This is a genomic window from Myxococcaceae bacterium JPH2 (assembly GCA_016458225.1).
Lineage (GTDB): Bacteria > Myxococcota > Myxococcia > Myxococcales > Myxococcaceae > Citreicoccus.
Genome location: JAEMGR010000013.1, coordinates 137,991 through 152,407, shown reverse-complemented (window position 1 = coordinate 152,407; position 14,417 = coordinate 137,991). Strand labels below are relative to the sequence as shown.

Sequence of the window (14,417 nt, the reverse complement as noted above, 5' to 3'; positions counted from 1 at the left end):
TGCAGGCGGGACGTCGTGCGGCCGACGCGACAACTCATTGGCCGGGCTAGGAAAAGCCTTACCCATCCTGAGGAACCGGATTCCCATCGAACGCGGAAACCCTGAAAGAGTTTCCGGAAGCGCCAGCTCCTGACACCGGCCTCGGTCCGAGGGTCAGTCCGTCGCCTTCGTCACCCTGCGGGCCCGCGCTCCCCTGGGTTGGCCGACTGGGGATGCACATTGCGCTCCCACGCGTTGGTCCCCAATCACTCGGTGCGTCCGCCTTTCCACGTACCGGAACACCCATTCAGTGATAGATCGCCCGCCCATGTCCGAACCCGATGTCGTCTCCATTCGCGGCGCCAAGGAGCACAACCTCAAGAACGTGTCCCTGGACATCCCCAAGAAGAAGCTGGTCGTCTTCACGGGAGTCTCGGGATCCGGCAAGAGTTCGCTCGCGTTCGATACCCTCTACGCGGAGGGGCAACGTCGCTACGTGGAGAGCTTGTCTTCCTATGCCCGGCAGTTCCTCGGGCAGATGGAGAAGCCGAAGTACGACACCCTGAGGGGCCTGTCGCCCACCATCTCCATCGAGCAGAAGGCGGCCAGCAACAACCCGCGCTCGACGGTGGGCACCGTCACGGAGGTCCACGACTACCTGCGCGTGCTCTATGCCTCCATCGGCGTGCAGCACTGCCCCCAGTGCGGTCGCAAGGTGGGCAAGCAGAGCGCGCAGCAGATCGTCGATGAAATCCTCAAGGCGCCCACCGGCAGCAAGGTGCAGGTGCTGGCCCCGCTGGTGACGAACCGCAAGGGCGAGCACAAGGACCTGCTCGCGGACGCGCAGAAGCGCGGCTTCTCCCGCGCGCGCATCGACGGGAAGCTCAAGAACCTGGAGGAGCGCATCGAGCTGGACAAGAAGTCCAAGCACGACATCGCGCTCGTCATCGACCGGCTCGTGCTCAAGGCGGACGTGCGCACGCGGCTGACGGACTCGGTGGAGACCGCGCTGCGCGAGGGCAAGGGGACGCTCATCGTCACCGACGAGACGGGCGCCATCGCGTCCGACCGCGTGATGAGCGAGCTGAACGCGTGCCCCACCTGCGGCCTGTCCTTCGGAGACCTGACGCCCGCGTCCTTCTCCTTCAACAACCCGCTGGGCATGTGCACCGACTGCAACGGCCTGGGCACGAAGCCGGAGATGGATCCGGACCTCATCGTGCCGGACCCGTCGCGCTCCATCCGCGAGGGCGCCATCGAGCCCTGGGCCACGGGCATGAACCGCGGCGAGGGCTGGACGGCGGACTTCGTGGAGAGCCTGGCCAAGGCGTTCAAGATCGACCTGGACGTGCCCTACGCGAAGCTGTCCAAGCGCGAGAAGGAGACGCTGATGCACGGCTCGTCCGGCAAGGCGTTCACCGTCGAGTGGGGCGAGGGCGGCCAATACAAGATGGAGTGGGAGGGACTCGTCGAGAAGATGATGCGCAACTTCAAGACGACCACCTCCGAGGCGCGCCGGGCGGAGCTGCAGAAGTACTTCAGCGACAAGCCGTGCCCCGCCTGCAAGGGCGAGCGCCTGCGCCCCGAGAGCCGCGCGGTGAAGGTCCACGCGCGCTCGCTGGTGGAGCTCAGCCGGATGACCATCGCGGACGCGCACGCGTTCCTGGGCGCGCTGGGCCTGTCCGAGCACGAGCGGAAGATCGCCAGCGAGCTGCTGAAGGAGATCCGCAGCCGGCTGTCCTTCCTGGTGGACGTGGGCCTGAACTACCTCACGTTGGATCGCACCGCGTCCACGCTGTCCGGCGGTGAGAGCCAGCGCATCCGCCTGGCCTCACAGATGGGCAGTGAGCTGACGGGCGTCATCTACATCCTGGATGAGCCCTCCATCGGCCTGCACCAGCGCGACAACGGCAAGCTGCTCACCACGCTCAAGCGCCTGCGCGACCTGGGCAACTCCGTCATCGTCGTGGAGCACGACGAGGAGACGATGGAGGAGTCCGACTGGCTGGTGGACTTCGGGCCCGGCGCGGGGGAGCTGGGCGGTCAAGTGGTGGCGCAGGGCACGCCCAAGCAGGTGATGGCGGACACGCAGAGCCTCACGGGCGCGTACCTGTCCGGCCGCAAGGAGATCGAGATTCCGGACCGGCGCCGCGTGCCCAACCCCAAGCATCAGATCCGCATCACCGGGGCGGCGGAGAACAACCTCAAGAACGTGGACGTGGACCTGCCGCTGGGCATGTTCACCGCGGTGACCGGCGTGTCCGGCGCGGGCAAGTCCACGCTGATCAATGAAATCCTCTTCCCTGCCCTGTCGCGCGCGCTCTACGACACGCGCGAGCCGATGGGGAAGCACAAAGCCGTGACGGGCCTGGAGCACCTGGACAAGGTCATCGACATCGACCAGCGCCCCATCGGGCGCACCCCGCGCAGCAACCCGGCCACGTACACCAAGGTGTTCGACGCCATCCGCGAGGTGTTCGCGATGACGCCCGAGGCGCGCGCGTTCGGCTACGGGCCGGGGCGCTTCAGCTTCAACATCAAGGGCGGACGCTGCGAGGCGTGCGAGGGCGACGGCGTGAAGCTGGTGGAGATGCACTTCCTGGCGGACGTGTACGTCCCCTGCGAGGTGTGCCACGGCCAGCGCTTCAACGAGGCCACGCTGCGCGTGCGCTACAAGGGCAAGAACATCGCGGAGACGCTGGACTTGAGCGTGCGCGAGGCCATGCAGCACTTCGGCGCGCACAAGGACATCATGCGCGTCATGCAGACGCTGGATGACGTGGGCCTGGGCTACATCCGCCTGGGACAGCCCTCGCCCACCCTGTCCGGCGGCGAGGCCCAGCGCATCAAGCTGGCGCGAGAGCTGGCGCGCGTGGCCACCGGCCGCACGCTCTACATCCTCGACGAGCCCACCACCGGCCTGCACTTCGAGGACATCCGCAAGCTCCTGTCCGTGCTCAACCGGCTGGTGGAGGCGGGCAACTCGGTGCTCGTCATCGAGCACAACCTGGACGTCATCAAGAGTTCGGACTGGGTCGTGGACCTGGGCCCCGAGGGCGGCGCGGGCGGCGGACAGGTGCTCGCCGCCGGTACGCCCGAGCAGGTCTCCCAGGTCGAGGGCAGCCACACCGGCCGCTACCTGCGCCACGTCCTGAGCAAGTCGCGCCGCGCCCGCGTCGGCAAGCGCGTGGACGACGCCGCCTGAGTCCTGGCGGAGCGTCTCCTCCCGCTCAGAGGTTCAGGGGAAGAGGGACGGGGCCCTGACCGCGCCCCGCCCCTCCGCCCACCTTGGAGTGTCCGGAATGATAGAGACTCCTCAATTCATGTCAAATCCGGCATAGACATAATTCAGGCATAAACCGCCAGAGCTTTTTAGCCGCACACTGCGGATGGGTGGGCAGGCGAGCGCGTCCGGCTTGCATCTGCAATGGCGTTGCACCTGGGCGCGAGCGGGACGGTGGCCGGGCGAGCGAGGCCCTCGGGGCTACGAGGCCGGTGGAGTCCGAGGGTGGGCTTGGGTAGGTTCGCCCTCCCATGGCCGAGACACGTACCGGGCAGGACGACCGCTTTCCGCCGCAGATCCCCTACATCATCGGGAACGAGGCGTGTGAGCGCTTCAGCTTCTACGGGATGCGGAACATCCTCACGGTGTTCCTCATCGACTACCTGCTGCTGACGCAGATTCCGGACACGGAGATGCGCACCACGCGGGCCAAGGCGCTCTTCCACTTCTTCATGTTCGGCGTGTACTGGTTCCCGCTGGTGGGCGGGTGGCTGGCGGACCGGTTCTTCGGCAAGTTCCGCGTCATCCTGTGGCTGAGCCTGGTGTACTGCGCCGGGCACGCGTGCCTCGCGCTGTTCGAGAACAGCATCCCGGGCTTCTTCGCCGGCCTCTTCCTCATCTCGGTGGGCAGCGGCGGAATCAAGCCGTGCGTGGCGGCCATGGTGGGTGACCAGTTCTCGGCGAAGAACAAGCACCTCTTGAAGAAGATCTTCGCCATCTTCTACTGGACCATCAACCTGGGCTCGTTGTTCGCGTCGCTGTTCATCCCGCTGGCGCTCAAGCGCCTGGGGCCCGCGGTGGCCTTCGGCATCCCCGGCGTCCTGATGTTCGTCGCGACCTTCCTGTTCTGGCTGGGTCGCAAGCACTACGTGATGGTGCCGCCCTCGGGGCCCAACCCTCACTCGTTCCTGAAGATCGTGTTCGCGGCCTTCCAGGGGAAGCGCCCGGAGGCCCAAGCGGGCGCGAAGTCCCACTGGCTGGACGCCGCGCTGCAGCGGCACCCGCCCGAGGCCGTGGAGGGCGCCAAGGCGGTGTTGCGCATCAGCGGATTGATGCTCCCGTTCGTGCCCTTCTTCTGGATGCTGTTCGACCAGAAGGCCTCCACGTGGGTGGTCCAGGCCCGCGCCATGGACCCCTACGTGGGCCCGCTGAAGTTCGAGCCCAGCCAGATGCAGTTCATCAACCCCGCGCTGGTGATGTTGCTCATCCCGTTCCTCACGGCGGTGGTGTACCCGGCGCTGCAGCGCGTGGGCCTCGAGCTGACGCCGCTGCGGCGCATGCCCCTGGGGCTGGCGGTGGGCGCCATCGCGTACGTCATCGCGGGCGGCTATCAGGTGATGATGGAGCACGGCACCACGCTCAACATCGCCTGGCAGCTCTTGCCGTACATCGTGCTGACGGTGGCGGAGATTCTCGTGTCCACCACGGGCCTGGAGTTCGCGTACACCCAGGCGCCGCGTGAGATGAAGAGCGTGGTGCAATCCATCTGGCTGGTGTGCAACGCCACGGCGAACTTCGCGGTGGCCATCGCCTCCGAGCTGAATGTCTTCACCGGCGCCGGCCAGTTCTTCTTCTATGCGAGCTTCGCCGCCGTCGCCGCCGTGGGCATGGCGCTCGTCGCCCGCCGCTTCGTGGTCCGCGACTACTACCAGGCCCCGACTCCCGCGCAGGTGGATGGCGCCGCCCCCGCCGCCGCGCCCGCGACGTAGCTGTTATCAACCGCTGAGCCCCGCGGTTCTCCGGGGCTCAGCGCAAGACCTCGGGACAAAGCAAGACATCGGAGCGCCCGCCCAGCGGAAGCCGCCCGGTGCTCCCGAATGTTTTCATACTCAGTGTACGAATTTCGCTGATACACGGTCTCGCTGTGGCTAGTCTCGGCCGCGGCCAGCACCGGGTTCGTACGACTGAGCCACAGCGACGAGGTGGGCGCGAAAGCGCTGGTTCGCTGCCCCGGGCCCGTCGCAATCCCAGCCATCAGGAGTCCCTCCTTGCCGACCCCGTCGCTCGAGCGATCCCACATCCGTCCCTCCTCCCAGCAGCTCGGCGCCCGCCGAGGCGCCCGCGCCGCCCTTCTCCTTGCCGCCGCCCTGCAATTGGCGACAGCCAGCACGGCGTTCGCCGCGCCCTCGGCCGCGAACAACAGCCCCGCCAAGGTCGACATCCAGACGGTCGAAGTGAAGATGAAGACCCTCACCAAGAAGTTCGAGCGGTCGGACTGGAAGAACCCCAACACGCTCGATGAGATCGCGAAGCTGCTCGATGACGTCGAGACCCGCATCGCGCGCATCAAGGAGAAGGACAAGGACTGGGACACCTCCAGCTTCGAGACGTTCTTCAAGGAGTCCTCCGCCAAGTGGAAGCAGGCGAGCGACGAGGTGAACGCGGCCCACGACGCGGCGGATCTCGACTTGGAGCGCCGCGCCCGGTTCACCAACATCGGGGATCGCCACGGCGCCGCCATCCAGGCCGGGCTCATGGTCGTCGACGGGAAGGTGCGAGGCGTCCTCGGGCAGGTCCAGGAGGACATCACGGCGATCCTCGCGCTCCCCGCCCTCGCCGAGGAGTGCGAGGAGCAGCAGTACCTGACGATCCAGAAGCGCTACGAGGACAAGGAGCGCGAGAAGCAGCCGAAGGTCGTCTGCGAGTTGGCCGCGAACCACAAGAAGATCGCCGAGACCTACGTGTCGCTCGCGGCGAAGGCGCGCCTCGAGGATCAGCTCAAGGTCGACCAGGAGGCGCTCACCGCGCTCGAGCAGGAGGGCATCCTCTCCAATGTCTGGCTCGCGCGCTTCAAGAACCCCGCCGAGCACGTCAAGCAGGTCACCAGCGAGTTCGGCGAGCTCATCGCCCCGACGGGCGTGACGGTCGGCGCCGACCACTTCAAGCCGCTCGAGGTCCAGGCGAAGAAGTTCAAGGACGCCCTGGCCGCCGCGGTCCGCGTGGATCGCTTCCCCAAGGCCTGGGCGACGAGCGACGCGAAGCTCAACGGCCCGGTCGCCGCGCAGGTGAAGTCCTTCGGCGGAACGCTGGTGAAGCTGCGCACCTCCGGCACGACGGTCATCGAGAAGAACGACCTGGGCATCCCGCTCGCGCAGTCGACCCGTGGCGCGGCCCTCGTGCGCGTCGCGAGCGACGGCGGGTTCTGCCGGCTCTACGAAGACCTGGGCTTCTCGGGGACGTACAAGGGCGGCGGCTCCTACGCCCCGCTCACCTACTCCTCGGGCATCGAGGATTCGTTCCGGGTGACGGCCTGCTCGAAGTAGCAGGCCCCCTGGCGCCACGCCCGATGCGGCGGCTCCGTCAGCGAAGCGCGCGAGCCGCCCCGGCCTGACTTTCGGGGCAAACAAAAAACGCCGGAGCGCCCCCAGGGTGCTCCGGCGTTGTCATGTCCGAGGGTCCGTGAGGCGCCCTCGTCCGTCGCGGCCGTGCGTCAGGCCGCGGAGGACACCGCGCGGCGGTCTGACTCGGCCGCGTCTGGAGGGGCCTCACCCTGATCCGTGCCGTGCATCATCCGCTTGATGAGCGGGGCGAGCACCAGCAACAGGACGCCGGAGGCGATCGCGCCGATGGCGATGGCCTCGAACACGCCCATCTCACCCAGCTTGTCCGCGCGAGAGCCGAGGACGCCCGCGAGCTTGTTGGCCGCCGCGTTCGCCAGGAACCACACGCCCATCATCGCGGAGACGACACGCGCCGGGGCCACCTTGGTGACCATGGACAGGCCCACCGGCGACAGGCACAGCTCGCCCACCGAGTGGAACAGGTACGCCGCGATGACCCACCACGAGGCGGCCTTGCCCATCAGCTCGCTCTCGCGCGAGGCCCCCATCATGAAGAGGAAGCCAATGCCCATGAGCAGCAGGCCCAGGGCCATCTTCACCGCCGAGCTCAGGTTCTTGCCGCGCGCGGACATGAAGCTCCACACCAGCGCCACCACCGGAGCCAGCGACACGACGAAGATCGAGTTGAAGTTCTGGAACCACGTGGTGGGGACCTCCCAGCCGAACATGGTCCGGTCCACCTTCTGGTTCGTGTAGAGGTTCATCAGGCCGCCGGCCTGCTCGAAGCCCGTCCAGAAGACGACGACGAACATCGAGATGATGAAGATGGCGACGATGCGGTCGATCTCCTGGCGCGTGAAGCCGCGCGGCGAGGACTTGTCCGCACGGGTCTCGCTCACCACCGGCTGGGGCGCCGGCGCGAGGCCCACGTCCCCCAGCAGCTTCTTCGACAGCGCGAGGAAGATGATGAGCCCCAGGAACATGCCCACGCCGGCCGAGCCGAAGCCCCAGTGCCAGCCCACCTTCTCACCCAGCGTGCCGCAGATGAAGTTGCCCAGGAGCGCGCCCAGGTTGATGCCCATGTAGAAGATGGTGAAGCCGGCATCGCGGCGCCCATCGCCCTTGGCATACAGCCCGCCCACCATCGTGGAGATGTTGGGCTTGAAGAAGCCGTTGCCCACAATCAGCAGTCCGAGGCCCGCGTAGAAGATGGCCATGCCGGGCAAGGCCAGGAGCAGGTGCCCCAGCACCATCAGCGCGCCGCCAATCACCACCGCCTTGCGCTGCCCGATGTACCGGTCCGCGATGTAACCGCCCAGGATGGGCGTCAGGTACACCAACCCGGTGTACGTGCCGTAGACCTCGAGCGCCGCGGCGTTGGTCCACGCGAGCCCTCCGTCCGCGACCTTGGCCGTGAGGAAGAGCACCAGCAGGCCACGCATGCCGTAATAGGACATGCGCTCCCACATCTCGGTGGCGAACAACAGGTAGAGGCCCGGGGGATGTCCCTTGCGGGTCTCTCCTGCGGCGACGGTGCTTTGCATGCCGTGTCTTCCTCGAAAGGATGTGAGGGGTAGGACTGGAAAAGGCACGGCACTGTAGCAGAGCCGCACCTTTGCGTTGACAGAGAGGACACTTGAGAAGCGGCAGAATTTCCGGCCCGTCGTGACGCACTCAGCCGAGCCGGCGTGTCCACCTGTCCTGGGAGGGCTGAGTGGGAGCAGGCGCCCCGCCCACCGTCGGGCGCAAGGGCAGGCGGACTTCCACCCGCGTCCCCTCGCCCGGCTTGCTCGTCACGCCGATGCGGCCTCCGTGCTGGAGGATGATGCGCCGGCTGAGCGCGAGCCCCAGCCCCGTGCCCTCGCCCGCCGCGCGGGTGGAGAAGAAGGGCTGGAAGATGCGCTCCATGTCCTCGGGGCGGATGCCCACGCCCGTGTCGCTGAAGGACACGAGCACCTCGTCCCCCTCGCGCGCGGTGGCCACGCGCACCCGCCCGCTCTCCCCCACGGCGCGCAGCGCGTTATCGAGCAGGTTGAGCCACACCTGGTTGAGCGTGCCCGGGTCTCCCAGCACGGGCTCCGAGCAGTGGTACGCGCGCTCCACCACCACGCCCGGCGGCACCTTCCATCCCAGCACGCTCAGCGTGGAGTCCAGCGCGGCGTCCAGGCGCACGGCCACCGGCTTCTCCGCCGTGCGGACAAAGGACAGGAGCGACTCGGCGAGGTGGCGGATGCGCTGACCGCACTCCTCCATCACCTCCAGCATGGCCACGCCCATGTCGGGATCCGTGCCCTGCCCGCCCTGCACCACTTCCTTCAGCGGCACCAGCGCGTTCATCAGCCCGTTGAGCGGATTGCGCACCTCGTGCGCGAAGCCCGACGTCAACAGACCGATGGCCGCCAGCCGCTCGTTCTCCGCCGCGCGCACCGCCGCCTCGCGCAGGCGCAGCTGCGTCTCCACGCGGGCCAGCAGCTCGCGCGGGCTGAAGGGCTTGCCCAGGTAGTCATTGGCCCCCGAGCCCAGCGCCTCCACCTTCGCGGACACGTCCTGACGCGCGGTGAGCAGGATGATGGGGATGTCCACCGTCTGCGGCGACGCGCGCAGCACGTCCAGGAGCTGGAGTCCGGACATCACCGGCATCATCACGTCGGAGAGCACCAGGTCCGGGTGCTCGGTCATCGCGCGCTGACGCCCCTCCTCGCCGTTGGACGCCTCCAGCACGCGGTAGTGCTGCTCCAGGATGCCCGCGATGAACGCGCGGATCTCGTGGTCGTCCTCCACCACCAGCACGCGGGGCGCGCGTTGATCCGGCCCCGGATGATCATGCGGCGCGGAGGAGGGCGCGGCGGCGGGCGTGCTCGTCGCCACCGAGGGGAAGTTGCCGGAGATGCGGCGGTCGCGGCGCACGGGGACATCCTGGCGTCGGCGCTCGCGCAGCTCGTCGCGAACGTGCGCCATGCCCTTGGGCAGCCGCACATGGAAGTTGGAGCCCTGGCCCACCTCGCTCGTCACCGAGATGCCGCCCGAGTGCAGCTCCAGCGTCTCCTTCACCAGCGCCAGGCCAATGCCCGTGCCGCCGAACCGGCGCGTGCCGGACGTGTCCGCCTGCGCGAACCGGTCGAAGATGACGGCGAGGTCGCGCTGCGCGATGCCCGGCCCCGTGTCCACCACCTCCACGTGCACGTCCGCGTCGTCCTCGCGCACGCGCACCGTGACGCGGCCCGCCTGGGTGAACTTGAGCGCGTTGGACACCAGGTTCTGGAAGACGATCTCGATGCGCTCGCTGTCCACATGCACCGGCGAGACGGTCTGCCCATCCAGCACCAGCTCCACGCCCTGCTTCTCCGCCATGGTGCGAAACGGCAGGAGCAGCGTGGAGAGGAAGCCGTACAGCTCCAGCGGGTGATAGCGCAGGCGCACCTTGCCGGACTCGAGCTGCGCCAGGTCCAGCAGGTTGTTGATGAGCCGCAAGAGGCGCTGCGCGCTGCGGTCCATCGTGGCCAGGTGCTGGCGCAGCACGTCGGGCAGGTCTTCCGGCGCCTTCTTCTGGAGCGACTCCAGCGACAGCAGGATGAGCGTGAGCGGCGTGCGCAGCTCATGGCTCACGTTGTCGAAGAACTCGCTCTTGACGCGATCCAGCTCCTGCTGCCGCACGAGCGCGGCCTCGAGCTTGGAGTTGGCCTCGGACAGCTCGCGCGTGCGCGCCTCGACGCGGTCCTCCAGCTCCAGGTTGGTGCGGAAGATCTCCTCGTTGCGCCGCTGCAGGTCCTCCAGCGAGCGCTTGAGCCCCTGGTGCTGCTCGTTGAGCTGCAGGTCCTTGCGCTCCAGCTCCGCGCGGGTGTCCAGCCACGCGCCCAGCGCGGAGCCCGTCAGCGCGAACGCGCCCACGGAGAAGCCCGCGGGCCCCAGCGCGAGCGCATGCGCCATCAACCCGCCCACCACGCCCACCAGCCCGCCCACGTAGCGGCGCCACGCCACCGGCGGCAGGGCCTGCCAGCGCAGGTGGTACTCACAACAGGGCGCGCCCTCCACGTGACACTGCGTCTCGCGAACCTCCGCGGGCGCCAGGTCCCAGATGGTGGGCAGCGAGGCGAAGTTGCCCATGCGCGCGCGGCACAGGTTGCGGCCATGCTCGGGGATGCGCGACGTGTAGCGCAGCACCATCTGGTCGCTGCCCATCTGGACGATGCGGAAGGTGCCCACCCGGTTGAAGGTGGGCCCCAGCTCCACGGTGCGCTCGTAGCAGACGGCCGGCGTCGCGAGCGCCTTGAGCATGTAGTACGCGAAGCCCATGGCGCCCGGGCTCGCGATGCGCATGCCCGCCTTGGTCGCGAACTCCGGGTCCCCCGAGTCGCGCACCATGAGGTCCAGCATGGACTCCACGAAGCGCAGCGACACGAAGTGAGACAGCGTCTCCACGTAGCTCAGCGGCAGCGGCAGCTTCTCGCGCTCCCACAGCGCGGCCAACCGCTCACGGCCATAGGCCTCCTCGAAGTGCAGGAGGAAGCCGCGCAGGGTTCGGACGCTGATCTCCGGGGTATCGGCGGGGACTGGCGCCAGGTCGTCCGGCGCCGCGCCTCCCGACGTCATGGCTTGGTCCCTTCCGTGGTGAGCACCACGGCGTACTTGAAGGTCTCCTCGTCGCGCAGCATCTCCAGGAAGGCGTCGCGGAAGAGCGTGTACGCGGCCTCGCCTCCCAGCGCGGGCACGCCCACGGGCTTGAGCACGTCGAAGCGCAGCGACCAGTCCGCCACCATCGCGTCGTCCGCGCGGCCCCCCACCACGTAGAACGGCGACAGGTGCACGCGCACGTCGCGCAGGCCGTGCTGGCGGAACAGGTGGTAGAGCTTGCGCCCCACGTTCAAGTCCAACCCCTGCTCCGACAACGCGCGCATCAGCTTCTCGGTGCCGTCGCGCAGCAGCGCGGGGAAGGGCCAGTTGAGCAGCCCCACTCCGTCGATGTCCGCCACCACCACCTTGCCGCCAGGCCGCGTCACGCGGATGAGCTCATCGAGCGCCGTCTCGGGATCGCGCAGGTACTCGAAGACGTACTGGCACCACGTGTAGTCGAAGTGATCCGACGGCAGCCCCGTCTGCGCGATGGACGCCGGCAGGCCCGCCTGAGGCAGCGCCGCGCAGATCAGCTCCACGTTGTCATTCCCGTGCAGCACCCGCGCGGCCTCTTCCAACCGAGACTCGCTGGGATCCAACGCGACGACCCGTCCCTCTGGCCCCACCATCTTCACCAGCGACGCGGTGATGGCTCCTGGACCGCAGCCCGCATCGAGCACCACCGCGCCTGGGCGAAGCCCCGTCACCCGCAGGCGCTCCAGACTCGGGGAGGAGCGCTCCTGCTCCAGCAGCCGCCGCGCCTCGGAATCCGACTCCATCAGATAGGTCATGCCGCTGTCTCGTGCCCTTCCAGGGTCGCCTCGTCCTCTTGTGGACGCGACAGACGCTCGAAGACGGAGACGAGCTGGTTGTTCCACTCGCGCGCCAGCGTCCGATGAATGCTCCATTCGAACACGCGCCCGAGGTTCTGGAAGCCCAGCGTCGCCAGCAGGGAGAGGTCCCCGTCCTCGGCCAGGCACTCTGCCACGGGCCGGCCCCGCTCGGCCATCCGCCGCGATGCATGCGCCACCAACGCGCGCCGCACCTCGTCCGCGTGCGGCAACGCCGGGTCGGGAATGACCATCCAGAAGGCGTTGAACCACTCGGCCCAAAACAAGCCCGGAGTCATGGATTCCATGACAACCATTCCAAGAGGCCCGGAAGGCCCGTCCACCACGGCGAACTCGCGTCCGCGCACGAGGCCCTGCTCGGAGTAGCGCCGCGACAGCGTGGACAGGCGCATCTCGTCGCCGAGCAAGTCCGTGCTGCGCAGGCGGACGATGTCCTGATGCTCGCGCAGGTAGGCCTCCAGCCACGCCACGTCCTCCTCGGCGGCGGGGCGCACGCGCCACGAGCCCGGATCCATCGCCAGCGCGCGCTGGATGGGGATGCGGCACGGCGTATACGCATGGAGGCTGCTGAGCCCCGGGCGCTGCATGCGCGCCGCGATGCCGCCGAAGATGCGCGCGCTCCAGCGGTTGTGGCCGCGCCAGAGTCCGCGCAGGTAGTCGATGTCACCGAGCGACTCGGCGTAGTCGACCGCGAGGCTCACCAGGTCCTGAGAGATGGACTCCTGCCGATGATAGCCCGGGCGCACCACGAGGTGCTGAGACATCCACGTGCGCGAATAGATGCGCAGGCCGGACGAGTGGCCGCGCAGGTCGCCATCGCGCTCGAACACCAGCGTCTTGGACAAGCCGTGGCGCCCATCGCCGAGCATGCGGTGCGAGTCCTCCAGCGTGGTGATGGAGGCCCCTCCCTCCAGCGGATAGTCCGGGAAGCGCACGCGCGCGGCGCGGAACATGTCCCAGATGGCGGGGAACGGGAGCATCGAGCCGTCGTGGATGAACGGGCAGCGCGCATGGATGAAGGCCTCCATGATGGCCCGGTGCGCCACGTCATCCAGCTCGTCGAAGCGCACGCCGCAGCGGCGCGGACGCTCCATGGTGCGCGTCTCATCCGAGTGTGCCAGCGGGCCCGTGTCCACCACGTGTCCGCGGCACCGCGCGGTGCTGCCCCCGGGGAGGTGCAGCGTGAGGGCATCCAACCTCAGGCCCGGCGGATACACCTCGTGTCCCGCGTCGAACGAGAAGGCAACGCCGCCGACATGCAGATCCAAGAGCGGGCGGTACACCTCTTCCCCCGTGAGCGGCGCCACGAAGGAGATGGCGAAGGGCCGGTCCGGCGTGGAGCGGAAGCGCAGGCTGTTGCGCCGGTGGTACTCGGTCAGCGAGCGCGGGATGGCCACCGAGAGCACCGCGCCGTCCTGGCTGAGCACCGCCGTGGTGCCCACGTGGCTCATGCCGCCCAGGTCGAAGCACAGCTGCACCATGTCACCGGGGTTGAACAGCTCCGCGGTGTGGCGCTGCTCGGACAGCAAGAGGCGCGTGGACTCCATGGCGAAGCGCGCATGGCCAAAGTCCACCAGCCGGTTGCCCTCGTGGCTGCGCAGCGAGAACGCCGCGCCGCGCCGCACCGCCCGACGCAGCAACCCGTGGATGGCCACGCGGTCCTGGAGCACCGCCGACAGCGAGCCCTCGTCCGAGCGCGGCGGCCGCTCCATGGACACCCCGAGGTGGTGGCCCCCCGCGCCGTTCATCGCGCGCAGCACGCGCACCGTCGCGCCCACCGCATGGAGCACCGGAGTTCCGTCGCGCCGCGTCAGCACCAGGCCCTCCAGCCGCGTGCCGGGCGTGAGCCGCTCCACGTGCACGCCGCCCATGAGGTGCAGGCCCACGCCGCCCGTCCCCACGTCGGCCACCTCCGCCTGGTAGCGCACGCCCCCGGCCTCGAAGTGCGCCATGAAGGGCTCGGCGGGGTCGCGCCGGCCCGAGCCGCGCACCTGCATCAGCTCGTGGAGCGCCTTGCGCAGCGCGTCCAGCGGCTCCTCCTCCAAGGTGAAGAACATGTGGCCGGCGGCCGCCAGGTCCACCAGTTCCTGCTGCACCTGGACCGTCCGGCGAGGGCAGAGCACCACGCGGACCGCCCGGGGCGCGGACCGCTCCAGGTCCTTGAGCAGCCGCGGGAACAGCTCCGGGGTCGTCAAGACCAGGGCGGGCGGAGTTCGAATGAGAAATTTCGAAGCATCCAACCGGTTGGTCGCTTCGATAACTTCATATTCCGCCAGGATTTCTCGGAGTTGAGCACGGCGCTCCGCGCTCGGATGGACGACCAGGACAGCACGCGTGGACACGCTCATACGTCCTCCTCGTACCGGGGACTGCCTCCAGCCCCGGACCGCATAACTCGCCAGGTAGGAAGAA

7 protein-coding genes are annotated in these 14,417 nt (G+C 68.5%); 3 read left to right on the top strand and 4 right to left on the bottom strand.

Annotated features, from left to right (window positions below):
• Positions 1-307 precede the first annotated feature (307 nt).
• The 3 genes from uvrA (at position 308) to JGU66_21030 (ending at position 6,525) form a co-directional block, all read left to right on the top strand.
• On the top strand, positions 308-3,184 hold the full coding sequence (gene uvrA, locus JGU66_21040) for an excinuclease ABC subunit UvrA (GenBank protein ID MBJ6763262.1): 2,877 nt from the start codon (positions 308-310) through the stop codon (positions 3,182-3,184).
• A gap of 329 nt (positions 3,185-3,513) precedes the next feature.
• Positions 3,514-4,971 carry a POT family MFS transporter gene (locus JGU66_21035; GenBank protein ID MBJ6763261.1) on the top strand — a complete coding sequence of 486 codons (1,458 nt, stop codon included), beginning with the start codon at positions 3,514-3,516 and terminating at the stop codon, positions 4,969-4,971.
• A 378-nt stretch (positions 4,972-5,349) separates the two neighbouring features.
• The gene (locus tag JGU66_21030) at positions 5,350-6,525 is read left to right on the top strand and encodes a hypothetical protein (GenBank protein ID MBJ6763260.1); all 1,176 of its coding nucleotides are present in this window, start codon (positions 5,350-5,352) and stop codon (positions 6,523-6,525) included.
• Between the two features lie 167 nt (positions 6,526-6,692).
• Here JGU66_21030 and JGU66_21025 read toward each other — a convergent pair whose 3' ends face one another.
• The 4 genes from JGU66_21025 to JGU66_21010 all read right to left on the bottom strand — a co-directional run bounded on the left by JGU66_21025 (position 6,693) and on the right by JGU66_21010 (position 14,353).
• Positions 6,693-8,087, bottom strand: coding sequence for a peptide MFS transporter (locus JGU66_21025; protein ID MBJ6763259.1), 1,395 nt, complete (start codon positions 8,085-8,087; stop codon positions 6,693-6,695).
• Between the two features lie 130 nt (positions 8,088-8,217).
• Positions 8,218-11,133 carry a response regulator gene (locus tag JGU66_21020; GenBank protein ID MBJ6763258.1) on the bottom strand — a complete coding sequence of 972 codons (2,916 nt, stop codon included), beginning with the start codon at positions 11,131-11,133 and terminating at the stop codon, positions 8,218-8,220.
• Positions 11,130-11,945, bottom strand: a complete 816-nt coding sequence (locus tag JGU66_21015) for a methyltransferase domain-containing protein (GenBank protein ID MBJ6763257.1) — start codon at positions 11,943-11,945, stop codon at positions 11,130-11,132. The genes JGU66_21020 and JGU66_21015 overlap by 4 nt, the downstream gene beginning before the upstream one ends.
• Positions 11,942-14,353 (bottom strand): PilZ domain-containing protein, encoded by a 2,412-nt coding sequence (locus JGU66_21010; GenBank protein MBJ6763256.1) that lies wholly within the window; start codon positions 14,351-14,353, stop codon positions 11,942-11,944. Before JGU66_21010 ends, JGU66_21015 begins: the two co-directional genes overlap by 4 nt.
• Between the last annotated feature and the right edge of the window lie 64 nt (positions 14,354-14,417).